Source organism: Piscinibacter gummiphilus (genome assembly GCF_002116905.1).
Classification (GTDB): domain Bacteria; phylum Pseudomonadota; class Gammaproteobacteria; order Burkholderiales; family Burkholderiaceae_C; genus Rhizobacter; species Rhizobacter gummiphilus.
In genome coordinates this window covers 6,138,558-6,155,972 of sequence record NZ_CP015118.1, presented here as the reverse complement: position 1 = coordinate 6,155,972, position 17,415 = coordinate 6,138,558, and the positions used below count along the sequence as shown (strand labels likewise).

The 17,415-nt window shown below is 70.1% G+C and carries 19 protein-coding genes; 9 read left to right on the top strand and 10 right to left on the bottom strand.

The features are described 5' to 3' along the window. Nucleotides 1-85: 85 nt before the first annotated feature. Genes A4W93_RS28190 through A4W93_RS28180 form a run of 3 tightly spaced genes read right to left on the bottom strand, consistent with a single transcriptional unit; the run spans nt 86 to nt 1,700 of the window. Entirely contained in the window at nt 86-442 is a 357-nt protein-coding gene (locus A4W93_RS28190) for a hypothetical protein (RefSeq protein ID WP_085753766.1), read from the bottom strand. Then, nucleotides 442-1,107, bottom strand: coding sequence for a BON domain-containing protein (locus A4W93_RS28185; RefSeq protein ID WP_085753765.1), 666 nt, complete (start codon nt 1,105-1,107; stop codon nt 442-444). The genes A4W93_RS28190 and A4W93_RS28185 overlap by 1 nt, the downstream gene beginning before the upstream one ends. Further along, on the bottom strand, nt 1,104-1,700 hold the full coding sequence (locus A4W93_RS28180; RefSeq protein ID WP_085754361.1) for a phosphoheptose isomerase: 597 nt from the start codon (nt 1,698-1,700) through the stop codon (nt 1,104-1,106). The genes A4W93_RS28185 and A4W93_RS28180 overlap by 4 nt, the downstream gene beginning before the upstream one ends. 233 nt (nt 1,701-1,933) lie before the next feature. On the opposite strand from A4W93_RS28180, the gene A4W93_RS28175 reads away from it, so the two are divergent. Genes A4W93_RS28175 through A4W93_RS28165 form a run of 3 tightly spaced genes read left to right on the top strand, consistent with a single transcriptional unit; the run spans nt 1,934 to nt 5,558 of the window. Next, nucleotides 1,934-3,364, top strand: a complete 1,431-nt coding sequence (locus tag A4W93_RS28175) for a cytochrome c (protein ID WP_085753764.1) — start codon at nt 1,934-1,936, stop codon at nt 3,362-3,364. Further along, nucleotides 3,361-3,924, top strand: a complete 564-nt coding sequence (locus A4W93_RS28170; protein ID WP_085753763.1) for a sugar dehydrogenase complex small subunit — start codon at nt 3,361-3,363, stop codon at nt 3,922-3,924. The genes A4W93_RS28175 and A4W93_RS28170 overlap by 4 nt, the downstream gene beginning before the upstream one ends. Further along, nucleotides 3,921-5,558 (top strand): GMC family oxidoreductase, encoded by a 1,638-nt coding sequence (locus A4W93_RS28165; protein ID WP_085753762.1) that lies wholly within the window; start codon nt 3,921-3,923, stop codon nt 5,556-5,558. The genes A4W93_RS28170 and A4W93_RS28165 overlap by 4 nt, the downstream gene beginning before the upstream one ends. A 9-nt stretch (nt 5,559-5,567) precedes the next feature. Here the strand turns inward: A4W93_RS28165 and A4W93_RS28160 are convergent, their stop codons facing one another. Next, nucleotides 5,568-5,942, bottom strand: coding sequence for a YraN family protein (locus A4W93_RS28160; RefSeq protein WP_085753761.1), 375 nt, complete (start codon nt 5,940-5,942; stop codon nt 5,568-5,570). Here A4W93_RS28160 and rsmI point away from each other — a divergent pair. Further along, a complete protein-coding gene (gene rsmI, locus A4W93_RS28155; RefSeq protein ID WP_085753760.1) occupies nt 5,941-6,855 on the top strand; it encodes a 16S rRNA (cytidine(1402)-2'-O)-methyltransferase in 915 nt (304 codons plus the stop codon). The genes A4W93_RS28160 and rsmI overlap by 2 nt on opposite strands. Before the next feature lie 8 nt (nt 6,856-6,863). Here rsmI and A4W93_RS28150 read toward each other — a convergent pair whose 3' ends face one another. Further along, the gene (locus A4W93_RS28150; RefSeq protein WP_085753759.1) at nt 6,864-7,229 is read right to left on the bottom strand and encodes a hypothetical protein; all 366 of its coding nucleotides are present in this window, start codon (nt 7,227-7,229) and stop codon (nt 6,864-6,866) included. A gap of 153 nt (nt 7,230-7,382) precedes the next feature. Here A4W93_RS28150 and tldD point away from each other — a divergent pair, with 153 nt between their 5' ends. From tldD to A4W93_RS28135, 3 genes are all read left to right on the top strand, one after another. Continuing rightward, nucleotides 7,383-8,858, top strand: a complete 1,476-nt coding sequence (gene tldD / locus A4W93_RS28145) for a metalloprotease TldD (protein ID WP_085753758.1) — start codon at nt 7,383-7,385, stop codon at nt 8,856-8,858. A gap of 229 nt (nt 8,859-9,087) precedes the next feature. Beyond that, on the top strand, nt 9,088-10,206 hold the full coding sequence (locus A4W93_RS28140) for a 3-deoxy-7-phosphoheptulonate synthase (RefSeq protein ID WP_085753757.1): 1,119 nt from the start codon (nt 9,088-9,090) through the stop codon (nt 10,204-10,206). 128 nt (nt 10,207-10,334) lie between these two features. Beyond that, nucleotides 10,335-10,631, top strand: a complete 297-nt coding sequence (locus A4W93_RS28135; protein WP_085754360.1) for an EF-hand domain-containing protein — start codon at nt 10,335-10,337, stop codon at nt 10,629-10,631. 15 nt (nt 10,632-10,646) lie between these two features. Here the strand turns inward: A4W93_RS28135 and A4W93_RS28130 are convergent, their stop codons facing one another. From A4W93_RS28130 to A4W93_RS28110, 5 genes are all read right to left on the bottom strand, one after another. Then, on the bottom strand, nt 10,647-10,952 hold the full coding sequence (locus A4W93_RS28130) for a hypothetical protein (RefSeq protein WP_085753756.1): 306 nt from the start codon (nt 10,950-10,952) through the stop codon (nt 10,647-10,649). A gap of 81 nt (nt 10,953-11,033) precedes the next feature. Further along, nucleotides 11,034-11,744 carry a helix-turn-helix transcriptional regulator gene (locus A4W93_RS28125; RefSeq protein WP_085753755.1) on the bottom strand — a complete coding sequence of 237 codons (711 nt, stop codon included), beginning with the start codon at nt 11,742-11,744 and terminating at the stop codon, nt 11,034-11,036. A 105-nt stretch (nt 11,745-11,849) separates the two neighbouring features. Next, nucleotides 11,850-12,251 (bottom strand): VOC family protein, encoded by a 402-nt coding sequence (locus tag A4W93_RS28120; RefSeq protein WP_085753754.1) that lies wholly within the window; start codon nt 12,249-12,251, stop codon nt 11,850-11,852. 77 nt (nt 12,252-12,328) lie between these two features. After that, the gene (gene glpK, locus A4W93_RS28115) at nt 12,329-13,822 is read right to left on the bottom strand and encodes a glycerol kinase GlpK (RefSeq protein WP_085753753.1); all 1,494 of its coding nucleotides are present in this window, start codon (nt 13,820-13,822) and stop codon (nt 12,329-12,331) included. Further along, nucleotides 13,819-14,583, bottom strand: a complete 765-nt coding sequence (locus tag A4W93_RS28110; protein WP_085753752.1) for a DeoR/GlpR family DNA-binding transcription regulator — start codon at nt 14,581-14,583, stop codon at nt 13,819-13,821. Before A4W93_RS28110 ends, glpK begins: the two co-directional genes overlap by 4 nt. Nucleotides 14,584-14,810: 227 nt before the next feature. Between A4W93_RS28110 and glpD the strand changes: the two genes are divergently transcribed. Together glpD and A4W93_RS28100 are read left to right on the top strand one after the other, a co-directional pair. Then, on the top strand, nt 14,811-16,328 hold the full coding sequence (glpD, locus tag A4W93_RS28105; protein WP_099960008.1) for a glycerol-3-phosphate dehydrogenase: 1,518 nt from the start codon (nt 14,811-14,813) through the stop codon (nt 16,326-16,328). 21 nt (nt 16,329-16,349) lie between these two features. Next, complete coding sequence (locus A4W93_RS28100) at nt 16,350-17,414, top strand: ABC transporter ATP-binding protein (protein ID WP_085753750.1); 1,065 nt, start codon at nt 16,350-16,352, stop codon at nt 17,412-17,414. The last annotated feature ends 1 nt before the right edge of the window (nt 17,415 follow it).

The following is a 17,415-nucleotide window of genomic DNA, read 5'->3' as shown; positions in this document are numbered from 1 at the left end:
GAGGGGGCCACGGCGAGGCGGCCACGCACGGGCGGAGCCCGGTGGCCGATGCGGGAGCGAAGGAGGGCGTGACCGGCGGGGCCGGTCAGCGAAGGGCCGAGGGAGGCCGCAGGAGGGTGTCGAGGGAACGCGCGCGGGGCGGTGTCCCGGGAACGGTCAGGCGCAGCGGGTCCGCGGGGCGGACGGCCTGGGGCGGGACGGTGTCGGCGACGTGGTCGGACGCGTCGTCGGAGCAGTCGCTGTGTTCGCCGGCGAGGTCGACGGCCGAGGGGGCGGCGTCGTCCGCCTCGGCATCCGCCGTGGCCGCGGCGAGCGGCCGAGGGTCGGTCACCGCGGCGAACGTGTAGGCGGGGATCAGCAGCGCGAAGACGCAGGCGAGCAGCCAGCGGGGGAACCGGAACGGTGTCCCCCGGGAGAAGCGTCGGGCGCCCGCCGGGTCCATCAGGGCTTGTTGCTGGCCGGCTTGGCGGTGTTCGTGGGCGGGCCGAGCGGCTGCAGCGTTGCCAGCTCGGCGGGGGTCACGATCTCGAACACGCGCACGACCTTCTGCACGCCGCTGATGCGGCTGGTGAGGTCGACGGCGCGGCTGGCCTCGGCCTCGGTCACGCGGCCCATCAGGTAGACGATGTTGCGTTCGGTGACGATCTTGAACGCGCTGGCGGACACGTCGCCGGCGTCCACGAGCGTGGCCTTGACCTTCGTGGAGACGAGCGTGTCGTTCGAGCGCGCCGTGAGCGAACTCGAGAAGCCGACCATCAGCTCGTTCACCGTGGAGCGCACGTTGTCGATGCGGGCGATGGCCTGTTCGACGGCGACCCGGTCGGCCTCGGTGGGCACCTCGCCGGTGATCAGCGCGATGCGGTTGTAGCTGGTGACGTTGATGTGGCCGCGGTCGCCGATGGCTTCCTTGATGCGGCCGCCGGCCTTCAGCTCGATGGTCTGGTCATCGACCTGGGTGCCGGAGCTGCGGCGGTCGGTGGCCATGAGGGTGCCGCCCACGACGGCACCGCCGACGACGATGGCGGCACAGCCGGACAGGGTGGAAAGGGTGGTGGCGATGGCGAGCGTGGCGGCGATGGCGCCGAGGCGGAACGACGTTCCCGTCATGTATTTTCCTGTTCTCCGAGCAATTGCAGGTCCACGGCGTCGCACAGGCAGTGAAGCGCGAGGATGTGGACCTCCTGGATGCGTGCGGTGCGTTCGTGAGGAACGCAGATGTGCACGTCGGTCTCGCTCAAATGTTGATTCATCTTGCCGCCTCCGCGCCCCGTGAGCGCGATGACGGTCATTTCCTTGGCATGGGCGGCCTCGACCGCGGCCAGCACGTTGGCGGAGTTGCCGCTGGTGGTGATGGCGAGCAGCACGTCGCCGGGCTGGCCGAGGGCCTGCACCTGCTTCGAGAAGACCTGGTTGAAGTCGTAGTCGTTGCCGATGGCGGTGAGGATCGACGTGTCGACCGTCAGCGCGATGGCGGCGAGCCCAGGCCGTTCGCGTTCGAACCGGCCGATGAACTCGGCGGCGAAGTGCTGTGCGTCGCTGGCGGAGCCGCCGTTGCCGCAGGCGAGGACCTTGCCGCCACCGGTGATGCTGCCCACGACGGCGCTCACCGCGTCCGCGATGGGGCGCGACAGGATTTCCGCCGCGGCGTACTTCAGGTCGGCGCTGTCGAAGAATTGTTGCTGGATGCGTTGTTCAAGCATGAGCATGAGTTTAAGACATGGGGCGGGTGCGCTTGGTTCCGTGCGCGCGGTCAGATCGTGTCCGGGCGTTCGTGCGCCCTCCGCACATATGGGCTGCGCCTCTCATATCCAACAACTTTACGTTGAGCAATCAGGGTAAACGTGAGCAATCGGGTGGGGCATGTGACACCTCACTCACTTCGTGCGCTCGTCGAATCGAGAATCGCGCCCTCATGGAAGCAAGAGGTCGGCAGATGCGGGTTCGCAGGACAGGATGGAGCGCGGCACTGGTGGCGGGCGTGCTCGTGGCAGGGGCGATGGGCGCCAGGGCGCAGGACGCGGCGGCCGACGCCGCGCGCATCGAGGCCGGTGGCCGCCTGGCCGTGGCGACCGACTGCCTGGCGTGCCACACCGCGCCCAAGGGCGGCAAGCCGTTCGCGGGCGGCTACGCGATCGCCTCGCCCCTCGGCGACATCGTCGCGACGAACATCACGCCGTCGAAGTCCGCCGGCATCGGCGACTACACGCTGGAGGACTTCCGCCGCGCCGTGCGCCAGGGCCTCCGCAAGGACGGCGCGCACCTCTACCCCGCGATGCCGTACACGGCCTACACGCAGCTGAGCGACGACGACACGGCCGCGCTCTATGCGTACTTCATGCACGGCGTGGCGCCGGTGGACGAGAAGGTTCCCGCGACATCGCTGCCTTTCCCGTTCAACATCCGGCTGTCGATGGTCGCCTGGAACGCCCTGTTCCTGAAGGACGAGCGCTTCGTTCCCGACCCGTCGAAGACGGACGAGGTGAACCGCGGCGCCTACCTCGCGCAGGCGCTGGCCCATTGCAGCACGTGCCACACGCCGCGCAACGCGCTGATGGCCGAGCAGGACGGCAAGGGCTTCCTGTCGGGCGGCTCCGTCGGCCCCTGGTTCGCGCCGAACATCACGTCGGACCCGGTGCACGGCATCGGCGCCTGGACCGAGGCCGAACTCGTGCAGTACCTGCGCACCGGCCGCGTGACCGGCAAGGCCCAGGCCGCGGGCCCGATGGCCGAGGCGGTGGAGCACAGCCTGCAGCACCTGCCGGAGCCGGACCTGAAGGCCATCGCGGTGTACCTCAAGCAGACGCCGCCGGTGGGCGGCGGCGAGGGCACGCCGCGCTTCGGGTTCGGCGCGGCGTCGAAGTCCGAGGTCGACTGGCGGGGTGCCAAGGAGGGTGTCGATGCCGGCTGGCGCGTCTTCAGCGGCAGCTGTGCCCAGTGTCACCAGGAGAACGGCGGCGGCACCGGCAACCGCGAGTACCCCTCGCTGTTCCACAACACCGCCACCGGTGCCGACCGGCCCGACAACCTCGTCGCGACCATCCTGCACGGCGTGGACCGCACGGTGGCGGGCCGCGCCCACTTCATGCCCGCCTTCGGCGACGCGGCGTCGTACACCGACCGCCTGACCGACCAGGAGATCGCCGACGTCAGCAACTACGTGCTGGGCCGCTATGGCAACCCGGCCGTGAAGGTGAGCGCCGGCGACGTGCGGGTGCTGCGCGCGGGCGGCTCGCCGCCCTTCCTCGCCCAGGTGCGTCCACTGATCGTCCCTGGCCTCGTGGTGGTGCTCGTCGCGCTGCTCTGTCTCGTGATCCGCCGCGTGCGTGCGAAGTCGCGCCGCGGTTCCCTGGAGTTCCGTCCATGACCGACATGACCCGGGTCATCGCCCAGATCGTCCGATTCCCCGTCTCGCGCCGCACGCTGCTCGGCAGTGCCGCGGTGGCGGGCTCGGCCCTCGCGCTCGGCGGGGTCGCCTCGCTGGCCGTGACCGATGCCGCCGCGGCCTCGCCGTCGCCGGCCGAGTTCCTGCGCCTCTCCGAATTCCTGACGGGCGGCCAGCCGCTCGAGGAAGGCCTCGCCACCCGTTTCCAGGCCGCGCTGGCGCGCCGGGACCCGCGGTTCGGCGACGCGGTGGCCGCGCTGCAGCGCTACGTGTCCGACAGCCGGGCCGCGGGCATCGACGAACTGCTGGACCGCCCCGACCTGGGCGAGCCGCTGCGCAAGACGATCACGCAGATCGTTTCCGCGTGGTACCTCGGCATCGTCGGCGACGACGCCGAGACCGAACTGGTGGCCTATGCGCAGGCCCTGATGTACCGCCCCACGAAGGACGTGCTGGTGGTGCCGTCGTACGGCGGCGGTCCCGACTCGTGGGGCGAGAAGCCCGCCGCCACACACACCCCTGACACCGGAAAGAAGCCATGAGCAGCAGCCAAGAGTTCGATGCCGACCTGATCGTGATCGGGTCGGGGGTGATGGGTGGCCTGATCGCGAGCCGGCTGGCCAAGGCCGGCAAGTCGGTGATCATCATGGAGGCGGGCCCGCGCGTGCGCCGCGCCGACATCGTCGAGACCTTCCGCAACGCGCCGGTCAAGCTGTCGCTCGCGAACATGAAGGCGCAGGGCGCGGGCTCGCCGTTCCCGAATCCGCCGCACATCCCGTCCACGTACGGCGACTACCTGAAGCAGGTGGGTCCGGTGCCCTATCCCACCAAGTACCTGCGCGTGGTGGGGGGCACCACGTGGCACTTCGGCTCGGCGCTGTGGCGCATGATCCCGAACGACTTCAAGCTCCGCACGCTGTATGGCCGCGGCCGCGACTGGCCCCTCGGCTACGACGAGCTGGAGCCGTACTACTGCGAGGCCGAGGCCGAGCTCGGGGTGTCGGGCATCGACGGGCAGGACGAGAGCGGCCACGGCGGCGCGGCCTGGCCGCCGCGCTCCAAGCCGTTCCCGATGAAAGGCCTGAACGAGCCGTACTTCATGAAACGCGCGGCCGAACTGCTGGCCCCCGGCGGCTACAACCCGGTGATCGAGCCCCATGGCCGCGCGACACGGCCGTATGGCAACCGGCCGGTGTGCGGCGGCAACAACAACTGCAACCCGGTGTGTCCGATCGGCGCGAAGTACGACGGCTCGATGCACATCGACGAGGCCGAGCGCCACGGCGCGAAGCTGTACGACAACGCGGTGGTGTACCGCATCGAGGCGGGCGACGACGGCAAGATCCGCCGCATCCACTACAAGAAGCCCGACGGCACCTCGCACCAGCTGACCGCGCGCCACTTCGTGCTGGCCGCCTACGCCATCGAGGGGCCGAAGCTGCTGCTGATGTCGACGTCGGAGAAGTATCCGAACGGCATCGCCAATTCGTCCGACCAGGTGGGGCGCAACCTGATGGGCCACACCGGCATCAGCATGAACGTCATGATGAACGAGGACGTCTGGCCGGGCCAGGGGCCCACCGAACTGCTGGTGTACCTGAACTACCGCGACGGCCCGTTCCGCAAGGACATCCCGAGCTACAAGACCAAGTTCCGCAACACCGTGCCCACCTCGCAGATCGCGGCGTCGCTGCTGGCCAAGGGCGTGCTGGGCAGCCGGCTCGACGCGGAGATCCGGCGCCAGTCCGCGCGTTCGCTGAACGTGGCGGTGGACCTGGAGACCGAGGCGCTGCCGCAGAACCGCATCGTGCCCAGCAAGACGCACAAGGATGGCATCGGCCTGCCCGTCCCCGAGATCTACTACAGCGTCAACGGCTACTGGAACGCCGGCCGCGACTTCGCGGTGAAGGACCTGACGCGCATGGCCGGCCTGCTGAACGCCGACATCCTGAAGATGGACACGAACCACCAGGACCGCCAGCACATCATGGGCACCACCATCATGGGCGACGACCCGAAGGACTCGGTGGTGGACCGCGATTGCCGCACGCACGACCACCCGAACCTGTTCATCGCCGGCACCGGCGTGATGCCGTCGGGCTCGTGCATGAACCCGACGCTGACGGGCGCCGCGCTGAGCGTGCGCATCGCGGAGACGCTGCTCAAGGAGATCTGAGCGGCCGGCTCATTCGTCGGTGAAGGCAGCCTGCAGCCACGTCAGCGCGCCGCCGTCGATCACCACGACGTCGAAGCGGCACGGCGGCGGCGTGGCGAACGACTGCAGGTAATGGCGCGCGGCCAGCCGCACCCGGCGCTGTTTCGACGCGCCGATGCTGGCGGCCGCACCGCCGTGCCGCGGGTTGCGGCGCATCCGCACCTCGACGAAGACCAGGGTGCCGTCGCGGTCGCGTACGATGAGGTCCACTTCGCCGCCGTGCCTGCGCGGCCCCGCCGCCACCCGGTAGTTCCGTGCCACCAGCCGGAGCCCGTGACGGACGAGGTGGTCGAGCGCCCGCCGCTCTCCCTCATCGCCCGCTTCCTTTGTCGTGAAACCTGCCATGGATGCCCCGACCCGCCCGTCCCTGTTGTTGCAAGCCGCCGATGCCGCCGCCGGGACCCAACACTACCCGGCGTCGACCCTGTACGTGGTCGCGACCCCCATCGGGAATCTCGCGGACCTGACACTGAGGGCCATCCACGTCCTGTGGAAGGTCGATGCGGTGGCCTGCGAGGACACCCGCCACACGAGCCCGCTGCTGCGTCACCTGGGGCTCGACAAGCCGCTCATCGCGCTGCACGAGCACAACGAACGGGAGGCCGCGGCCACCGTGCTGGCCCGGCTGGCCGCCGGCGAACGGGTGGCCTACGTGAGCGACGCCGGCACGCCGGCCGTCAGCGACCCGGGGGCGGCCCTCGTGGCGGCCTGCCAGGCGGCGGGTTACCGCGCGGTGCCGGTGCCCGGCGCGAGCAGCGCGCTCGCGGCGATGTGCGTGGCCGGTGACACCGAGGCCCGCGGTTTCGCGTTCACCGGCTTCCTGCCCCCGAAGGGCAACGAACGGGCGCTGGCGCTGAAGGCCGTGGCCGCCCGCGCGGAGGCCCAGGTGCTGTTCGAGGCGCCGCACCGCATCGCCGCGCTGCTGCAGGGGCTGGCCGACGTGGCGCCGTCGCGGCGCCTGTCGGTGTGCCGCGAGCTGACGAAGCAGTTCGAGTCGGTCGAGACCCTGGTCGCGGCGGACGCACCGGCCTGGCTCGCGGCCGATCCGAACCGGTCGCGGGGGGAGTTCGTCGTGGTGGTGCACGCGCTCGCGCCGGGGGTGGCACCGGAAGACGGCGACACCGCCCACGACACGATGCTGAAGACGCTGATGGCCGAACTGCCGCTCAAGCAGGCCGTGGGACTCGCGGCCGAGCTGAGCGGGGCCCCGCGCAACGCGCTGTACGCCCGGGCGCTCGAACTGAAGCAGGCCGGCTGAGGACGCGCCTACCAGCCGCGGTGGTCGCCCAGTTCGCGGCGGATGCTGCGGCCGGCGTGGTCCTGCATGGCCTCGATGCGTTCGCGCTCGCGCCAGGACACGTGGCCGTCGGCCTGCGCCCACGCCTCGGCGCGGTCGATCTCGCGCTGCTGGCGCACCAGGTGCTGGGCCTCGCGACGGTTCAGCTGGCCGGTGACGATGCCGTGGCGGATGGCCGCGGCCTGCCGGTACTGGCGGGCGTCGATGCGATCGCTGCGGTACTGGCTGCGGGTGTCGTACCCGTACCGGTCATGGGCCGAGGCGGCGCCGGACAGGGCCGTGAGGGTGGCGAACACGAGGGCGGCGCCGGCCGCGAGGGTCTTGGAGCGGGTCATCGAAGGTCCTTTCGAGAGGTCGGGGACGGACGAAACACGGGACAGCATGCGTGACACAACGCACGAACCGCTCCATCCCGCTGACAGCGCGCGGGTAATAAGGTGTTTCCGGGCGGTCGCCACAAGACGGAAACCCGCTCCTACAATCGGCCCATGATCTCCCGCGAACCCACCCTCGAACGTCTGGCGGTCGCCAGGTCCCTGCTGCTCGACCCGTTCGGCCTCACGGACGCGACGGTGGCGAAGGCCCTCGACACGATCGCGGCGCACCGCATCGACGACGCGGACCTGTACTTCCAGTACACGCGCAGCGAGGGCTGGAGCCTCGAGGAAGGCATCGTCAAGTCCGGCAGCTTCGGCATCGACCAGGGTGTGGGCGTGCGGGCGGTCGCCGGCGAGAAGACGGCATTCGCGTACTCCGACGACATCTCCGAGGCGGCGCTGCTCGACGCGGCCCGCACGGTGCGCACCATCGCCGCGGCCGGCCAGAGCGCCACCGTCAAGGTGCCGTCCACGCCGCGCGTGGCCGGCAGCCGCGTGCTGTACGCGCCCACCGACCCCATCGCCACGCTCGACAGCTCGCAGAAGGTCGCGCTGCTGGAGCGGGTCGAGAAACTCGCCCGCGCGAAGGACCCTCGGGTCAAGCAGGTCATGGCCGGCGTGGCCGCCGAATACGACGTGGTGCTGATCGCCCGTGCCGACGGCACCCTGGCGGCCGACGTGCGCCCGCTCGTGCGCCTGTCCGTCACCGTGATCGCCGAGCAGACCATCGCCGGCGAGGTGCGCCGCGAGATCGGCTCGGGCGGCGGCGGTGGCCGCTTCGGCCTCGGCTACTTCCAGCAGGACATCATCGAGCGCTACGTCAGCGACGCGGTCAACGCGGCGCTCACGAACCTCGAGGCGCGCCCGGCCAAGGCCGGCGAGATGAGCGTGGTGCTCGGCCCGGGCTGGCCGGGCGTGCTGCTGCACGAGGCCATCGGCCACGGCCTCGAGGGCGACTTCAACCGCAAGGGCTCCAGCGCGTTCAGCGGCCGCATCGGCCAGCGCGTGGCCGCCAAGGGGGTCACGGTGCTCGACGACGGCACCATCCCCGACCGCCGCGGCTCGCTCAACGTCGACGACGAGGGCAACGCGAGCCAGCGCAACGTGCTGATCGAGGACGGCATCCTCAAGGGCTACATCCAGGACGCCATGAACGCCCGCCTGATGGGTGTCGCACCCACCGGCAACGGCCGCCGCGAAAGCTACGCCGCCGTGCCCATGCCGCGCATGACCAACACGTACATGCTGGGCGGCGACAAGACGAAGGAAGAGATCATCTCCGGCCTCAAGCGCGGCCTGTACGCCACGAACTTCGGCGGCGGCCAGGTCGACATCACGAGCGGCAAGTTCGTGTTCTCGGCGTCCGAGGCCTTCTGGGTCGAGAACGGCAAGATCCAGTATCCCGTCAAGGGCGCCACCATCATCGGCAACGGCCCCGACGCCCTCACCCGCGTCAGCATGATCGGCAACGACATGAAGCTCGACACCGGCGTGGGCGTGTGCGGCAAGGAAGGCCAGAGCGTGCCGGTGGGCGTGGGCCAGCCCACGCTGCGCATCGACCGCATGACCGTCGGCGGTACAGCATGAAGAGCGGCTTGACTTTCCTCAGCACCTGCGTGCTACATTAACGCCCATGCGTCTCGTCGCCTCTTACTTCGGCTACTTCTTTTGGATCTTGCCCACATCCGGCGGAGAGAGAAGCGCGTAGCCCGAAGAAACGCACCAGACTCAAAAAACCGCCGGATCCACGGCGGTTTTTTTTCGCCCGAACATCCCGACGCACCACGACGACCGACCCAGCAAGGAGCCTTTTCGAATGAATGCCCAAGCCACCAGTGCCGCAGAAGGATGGACGGCCCCGGCCGACCGCACCGGCCAGACCGACGACGAACGCATCCGCAACGTCACCCCGCTGCCCCCGCCGGAACACCTGGTGCGGTTCTTCCCGATCCGCGGCACGCCGGCCGAGACGCTCGTGGCGGACACTCGCCAGCGCATCAAGAACATCATCGCGGGCACCGATGACCGCCTGCTCGTGATCATGGGCCCCTGCTCCATCCACGACCCGGTCGCCGCCGTCGAATACGCCCGCCGCCTGCTCGCCGAGCGCAAGAAGTACGAAGGCACGCTCGAGATCGTGATGCGCGTGTACTTCGAGAAGCCCCGCACCACCGTCGGCTGGAAGGGCCTGATCAACGACCCGTACCTCGACGAGAGCTACAAGATCGACGAAGGTCTGCGCATCGCCCGCCAGCTGCTCACCGAGATCAACAAGCTCGGCATGCCGGCCGGCAGCGAGTTCCTCGACGTGATCTCGCCGCAGTACATCGGCGACCTGATCTCCTGGGGCGCCATCGGCGCACGCACCACCGAGAGCCAGGTGCACCGCGAGCTGTCGTCGGGCCTGTCGGCGCCCATCGGCTTCAAGAATGGCACCGACGGCAACATCCGCATCGCCACCGATGCCATCCAGGCCGCGGCCCGCTCGCACCACTTCCTGTCCGTCCACAAGAACGGCCAGGTCGCCATCGTCGAGACGAGCGGCAACCCCGACTGCCACGTGATCCTGCGCGGCGGCAAGACGCCCAACTACGACGCGGTGCACGTCGAGGCCGCCTGCAAGGACCTCGAGGCTGCGAAGCTGCGCCCGTCGCTGATGGTCGACTGCTCGCACGCCAACAGCAGCAAGCAGCACGAGCGCCAGATCGACGTGGCCCGCGACATCGCCACGCAGGTGGGTGGCGGGTCGCGCCGCATCTTCGGCGTGATGGTCGAGAGCCACCTCAACGCCGGGGCGCAGAAGTTCAGCGCCGGCAAGGACGATCCGTCGAAGCTCGCCTACGGCCAGAGCATCACCGACGCCTGCATCGGCTGGGATGACTCGACCGGCGTGCTTCAGGTGCTGAGCGAGGCCGTGAAGGCCCGCCGCGGCTGACCGGGCCGCGCCCCCGCCCGGGGGCGCGCAACAGTTTGCAAGGCGGGCAAGGGCGGGCAAAAAGTCTGGCCCGGCGGGCGCCGGGCGGGTTGAATGGGGGCTTCTCCACGCGACACAAGGAAACACCCATGCCCCGCACCACCCGCCGCGACGACCCGTCGATCCGCGAAGCCGCGCGCCAGGTGATCCGCGTCACGCTGGCCAGTTTCGTGATGGCCGCCTCGGCCCAGGCGGCCCCGCCGCGCGAGCGGCTCACGGCCGAATCCGTCTTCACGCGGGCCGATGCCAACCACGACGGCAAGCTCTCGCGCGCCGAGGTGGCCCGGTTCCCGGTGTTCGCCGAGAAGTTCGACCAACTCGATGCCGACCATGACGGCCAACTCGACCTGGGCGAGTTCGAAGTGGGGTTCAACGCGCCGCTGTGAGCGCGGCGCCGACGTTCATTTCGTCGAGAACAGCTTCGCCGCCCGCCCCTTGAGCTCCAGCAGCTCGCTCGGCGTGACCGAGTACTTCCCGTTCAGCACGTCCACTTCCACGCGGAACTCCACGTCGCGCTTGCCGTTGGTGAGCAGGCCGGACGTGAACTCGTAGTCTTCCGCCTCCGCGGGCAGGCCCTGGGCCTTCACGTCGTAGTCCTCGTACTGCACGTTGTGGATCTCGCCGCTGGCGAGGTCCAGGGTGCCGGTGGAGTTCACGACGGATTCGGTCAGTTCATCGACGATCGTGATCGGCAGTTTGAGGTCCACGGCAGGCTCCGGCAGCAAAGGGAAGGCGCGGATTCTAGGCCTTCCGCGAAACCCGTCCGCGGACCGCGCGTTCCACCCTGCTCAGGCGTCGGTGGCGGTGTCGCGCTCGTGCATCTCGGCGTCGATGCTGCGGAACAGGTCGGCCATGGTCTTGCCGGGTTCGTCCCGGAAGGTCTCGTCGAGCAGTTCCAGGTGCTGGATGCGGTCGATGCGGAAGTTGCGGAACGCGTTGCGGTGCTCGCACCACGCGGCCAGCGTCCACACCGCGCCCCAGTAGAAGCACCCGAGCGGGCGCAGCGTGCGTTCGCTCTCCTGCTCCTTCAGGTCGAGGTACTTGATGCGGACGAACCGGCGCGCCTCGGTGGCCAGCCGCAGCGATTCGAGCCGGGCGCGCGTGCGGGTGTCGAAGTGCACCGGTGGCGCGTACACCGCGAGGCTTTCGGCCGCGGCCCGCGCGGGCGCCGGCAGCACGGCCAGGATCTTCGACAACGCGGCCTCGGCCTGTCGGGCCAGCGCTTCGTCGAGCCGGGGCTGCGCGATGCGCACCGACGCGACCAGCGCCTGGGCTTCCTCATGCGTGAACATCAGCGGCGGCAGGTCGAAGCCCGGACGCATGCGGTAGCCCACGCCCGCTTCCCCCTCGATGGGCACGCCCTGCGCCATCAGGTCGGCCACGTCGCGGTACACCGTGCGCTCCGACACCTCCAGCCGTTCGGCCAGGAACTGGGCGGTGCTGAGCCGCCGGCCGCGGATCAGCTGGACGATCTGGAACAGTCGGTCGGCACGGCGCATGGCAGGCAACGGGTGGCGGGCGGAAGAGGACGGTCCGGCGCGCCATTGTGCGGCGGCCAGCAGGGGAGGCCAAGCGGGCCATGAGTGGGAGGCGCCGATCACGCTTCAGGCGAGCGAGTGGAGCCCGACCCGGTTGCCCTCGGTGTCGGTGATGTGGGCGCAGAAGCCCCAGTCGTCCGGCAGCGCGGTCTTCTCGACAGCGATCCGGCCGCCGGCCTGCGGCACCCGCGACAGCACTTCGTCGATCGACGGCGTGGACAGGTACACCACGGTGCCGGCCGGCGCGGGCGGCTGGCCGTCGCAGCTCACCGACAGGCAGCCGCCGACCCCCTGGCCTTCGAACGGGAAGAGCGCCATCGAGTGGGCGCCCTCGCCTTCGCGCCGCATCGGCAGGCCCAGCACGGTTTCGTAGAAGTCCTGGGCGCGGTCCAGGTCGAGCACCGGGATCTCGAACCAGTGCAGGGCATGGATGGCATGAGCGGCGTGGGCGTTGGTGTGGTGCTGCATGGAAACCTCCTCGGGTTGTCGGGAGGGTCATGCTGCGCGGGGGCTGCTGACAACGTGTTGTCAGCAGCCTGCACCGATCATTCGAGCGTGGCCTGGCGCACCGCGTGTTCCCAGCCCGCCATCAGCTCCTCGGCACGGGAACGGGCCATCACCGGGTGGAAGCGGCGCTCCACCTGCCACTGGGCGGCCAGTTCGTCGAGGTTGTGCCACACGCCGCTGCTCAGGCCCGCGAGGTAAGCGGCGCCGAGCGCGGTGGTCTCGATCACCTTCGGGCGCACGACGGGAATGCCCAGCAGGTCGGCCTGGAACTGCATCAGCAGGTCGTTGACGCAGGCGCCGCCGTCCACGCGCAGTTCGCTGACGGGCGAGCCGCCGGCGGCGACCGCGTCGCGGCTCATCGCGGTCAGCAGCGCCGCACTCTGGAACGCGATGCTCTCGAGCGCCGCGCGGGCGATGTGGGCCACGGTGCTGCCGCGGGTGAGCCCCACGATGGCGCCGCGGGCATCGGCCTTCCAGTACGGCGCGCCCATGCCGGTGAAGGCCGGCACGAACATCACGCCGCCGCTGTCGGGCACCGATTCCGCGAGCCGCTGCACCTCGCCGCTGCCCTTGATGGCCTGCAGGCCGTCGCGCAGCCACTGCACCACGGCGCCGCCGATGAACACGCTGCCCTCGAAGGCGAACTCGGGCGTGGCCGTGGGCTGCGCCGCGCTCGTGGTGATCAGGCCGTTGGCCGACTGCTGGAAGTTGCCGCCGGTGTGCATCAGCATGAAGCAGCCGGTGCCGTAGGTGTTCTTCGCGAGGCCGGCCCGGAAGCAGGCCTGCCCGAAGAGCGCGCTCTGCTGGTCGCCCGCCACGCCGCCGATGGGCAGCGATTCGCCGAACAGGTGCGCCTCGGTGTGGCCGTACACGTGGCTCGACGGGAACACCTGCGGCAGCATCTCGCGCGGCACGTCGAGCACCTCGAGCAACTCGTCGTCCCAGGTGTTGTCGTGCACGTTCAGCATCAGCGTGCGCGACGCGTTGCTGACGTCGGTGGCGTGCAGCTTCCCGCCCGTCAGGTGCCACATCAGCCACGAATCCACGGTGCCGAAGGCGAGTTCGCCACGTGCCGCGGCCTCGCGCGAGCCGGCCACGTGGTCGAGGATCCACTTGAGCTTCGTGCCCGAGAAGTACGCGTCGACGATGAGCCCGGTGCGTTCGCGGAACAGCGGCTCGAGGCCCTGCTCGCGGAACGCGGCGCAGGTGGGTTCGGCGCGGCGGTCCTGCCACACGATGGCGTTGTGGATGGGCTCGCCGGTGCGGCGGTTCCACACCACGGTGGTCTCGCGCTGGTTCGTGATGCCCACCGAGGCGATGTCGCGCGCCGTGAGGCCGGCCTTCGCGAGCGCTTCCTTCGCGGTGGCGAGCTGGGTCTCCCACAGCTCGCGCGGGTCGTGTTCGACCCAGCCCGGCTGCGGGTAGATCTGCCGGAACTCGCGCTGGGCCATCGCGACGATGCGGCCGTTCTCGTCGAACACGATGCTGCGGGAGCTGGAGGTGCCCTGGTCGAGGGCGAGCAGGTGTTTCATCGGGCGACCTCGCACTGGACGCCGGCGTTGGCCAGCAGCTTCGGGAAGGGATCGGGGGGCGGGGCGTCGGTGAACAGCATGTCCACCTCGTCGAAGCGCGCGAGCTGCACCATCGCGGGCCGGTTGAACTTGCTGTGGTCGGTGGCGAGCCACACCTCGCGCGAGTGTTCGAGGATGGCGCGCGCCACCTTCACCTCGCGGTAGTCGAAGTCGCGCAGCGTGCCGTCGGCCTCGATGCCCGAGATGCCGATCAGCCCGATGTCGACCTTGAACTGGCTGATGAAGTCGACCGTCACCTCGCCCACGATGCCGCGGTCGCGTGAGCGCACCACGCCGCCGGCGACGATGACCTCGCAGTCGGGGTTGTCGGACAGGATGGCCGCCACGTTCAGGTTGTTCGTGATGACACGCAGGCCCTTGTGGTGCAGCAGCTCGCGCGCGATGGCCTCGGTGGTGGTGCCGATGTTGATGATCAGCGAACACCCGTTGGGCACCGACTTCGCGACGGCCCGCGCGATGCGCTGCTTGGCCGACTCGTTGAGCTGCTGGCGCTGGCGGTAGGCGATGTTCTCGGTGGTGGAGCTCGGCAGGCGCACGCCGCCGTGGAAGCGGGCGAGCAGCCCGGCCTCGGAGAGCAGCTTCACGTCGCGCCGCACGGTCTGCAGCGTGACGCCGAACTGGTCCGCGAGCGCCTCGACCGACATCGATCCGCGGGCGCGCAACTCGTCCATCAACTGGGCCTGGCGGGGGTTCGGGGTCATGCGAAAGGCGGATTCGGTGTTTCCGGAAGACGCGAGCGTACCCAAAACGCGCAGGTGTCCTCAGGTGGTTTCCCACCCTTGCGCGATGTTCGCATTCGGGCTAAAAAGAAAAAAGAAGAACACAAACGAACCCAAACCGAACATCCGGCCGGGTTCGAGCGTGATCCACCGCACAAGCCCGTTCGCGGTGTCACCGCTTCCGACCGTTTCCCTCCCGAGGAGCCTGCTTGAACCCACCGTTGACCGACTGTGACGTGCTCGTCGTGGGCGGCGGCATCAATGGCGCCGGCATTGCCCGTGACCTTTCGGGCCGCGGGCTGAAGGTCGTGCTGTGCGAGAAGGACGACCTCGCGGCCCACACCTCGTCGTCCTCCACGAAGCTGATCCACGGCGGCCTGCGCTACCTCGAGTACTACGAGTTCTCGCTGGTGCGCAAGGCGCTGGGCGAACGCGAGGTGCTGCTGCGCAGCGCGCCGCACATCATGTGGCCGCTGCGCTTCGTGATGCCGCACGACCCGGGCATGCGCCCGGCGTGGATGATCCGCGCCGGCCTGTTCCTGTACGACCACCTCGCCAAGCGCGAGGTGCTGCCCGGCTCCAGCAGCATCGACCTGCGCCGCCACGTGGCCGGCCAGCCGCTCAAGCCCGTCTTCCGCCGCGGTTTCGTCTACTCCGACGGCTGGGTCGATGACGCCCGCCTCGTCGTGCTCAACGCCATCGACGCCGCCCAGCGTGGTGCGCAGGTGCTCACCGGCTGGCGCTGCGTCGAGGCCCGCCGTGGCGACGGCGCCTGGACGGTGGACCTCGACAACGCGAGCGGCGAACGCCGCACCGTGCGCGCGCGCGCGCTGGTCAACGCGGCCGGCCCGTGGGCCGCGCAGTTCCTGCAGGCCCATGCGCACATCGCGGGCTCGAAGACGCTGCGCCTCGTGAAGGGCAGCCACATCGTCGTGCCGAAGCTGTTCGAGCACGACCACGCCTACATCTTCCAGAACCCCGACCGCCGCATCATCTTCGCGATCCCGTACGAGCGCGACTTCACGCTGATCGGCACCACCGACGTCGAGCACCACGGCCCGGTGGGCCAGGCGCGCATCGACGACACCGAGATCGCCTACCTGTGCGAGCAGGCGAGCCGCTACTTCGCGAAACCCGTGACCCCGGCCGATGTCGTATGGACCTACGCCGGCGTGCGCCCGCTGCTGGGCGACGAGTCGAGCGATGCCTCGGCCGTCACGCGCGACTACCAGCTCGACCTGGAACCGGGCCCGGCGCCGCTGCTGACCGTGTGGGGCGGCAAGATCACCACGTTCCGCAAGCTGGCCGAGGAAGCTGCCGACACGCTGTGCCGCAGCCTCGGCGTGGCGGCCGGCCCGTGGACCGCGACGGCCACGCTGCCCGGCGGCGACCTGTCCGAATGGATCGGCCCGCCCGTGCGCCCCGACACCGACTTCGCCCGCTTCGACGAGGCCCTGGGCCGCCGCCACCCCGAGTGGCCCGCCGCGCTGCGCCACCGCTACGCCCGCGCCTACGGTTCGCGCGTCGACTTCCTCGTGCGGCCGGGCGGCCTCGGCGAGGAGATCGCCCCGGGCGTCTACGAGGCCGAGCTCGACTACCTGCACGAACACGAATGGGCGCGGTCCGCCGACGACGTGCTCTGGCGCCGCTCCAAGCTCGGCCTGCACCTGACCCCCGACCAGCGGACCCGCGTCGCGCAGTGGTTCGCGGCGCGGTGGCCGTCCTGATTTCCCCTTCCTGAAGTCCACATGCAACTGACCCTGGAAAACCTCGGCAAGCAGGTGGGGCCCACGCCCTACCTGTACCCGATGAACCTGAGCCTCGTGCCCCGCGCCGTGACGGTGCTGCTGGGCGCGACCCAGGCCGGCAAGACCACCCTGATGCGGCTGATGGCCGGGCTCGACAAGCCGAGCGAGGGCACCGTGCGGGTCGACGGGGTCGACGTCACCGGCGTGCCGGTGCGCCAGCGCAACGTCGCAATGGTGTACCAGCAGTTCATCAACTACCCGTCGATGACCGTGTTCGACAACATCGCGTCGCCGCTGAAGCTGCGCGGCGAGGATGGCATCGACGCGCGCGTGCGTTCGCTCGCCGAGCGGTTGCACATCGCGCCGTTCCTGCAGCGCCTGCCGTCCGAACTCTCCGGCGGCCAGCAGCAGCGCGTGGCGCTCGCCCGGGCGCTCGCCAAGAACGCGCCGCTGATGCTGCTCGACGAACCGCTCGTGAACCTCGACTACAAGCTGCGCGAGGGCCTGCGCGAGGAACTCACGCACCTCTTCGCCGCGGGCGACTCCACCGTGGTCTACGCCACCACCGAACCCACCGAGGCGCTGCTGCTGGGCGGCTACACCGCGGTGCTGGATGCGGGCGAGCTGCTGCAGTACGGACCCACGGCCGAGGTGTTCCATCGGCCGAAGTCGATCCGGGTCGCACGCGCCTTCAGCGACCCGCCGATGAACCTGGTGCCCGCGCGTGCGGACGACCGCGGTGTCACGTTGCCTTCGGGCGCAGTGGCGCCCGTGCCCGGGCTGGCCGCGTCCGACGTGACGGTGGGCCTGCGGGCCAGCGCGCTGCGCGTGGTCGAACGGCCCGGCGACCTGGCGCTGCGCGGCAAGGTGGAGCTGGCCGAGATCTCGGGCTCCGACACCTTCGTGCACGTGGAGACGGCCGAGGGCGAACTCGTCGCCCAGCTGACCGGCGTGCACCGCTTCGAGCTGGGCGAGGGCATCACGCTGTACGTGAACCCGTCACAGGTCTACGTGTTCGATCCCGCGGGCGCGCTGCTGCGCGCCCCGGCCGCGAGGAGCGCCTGAC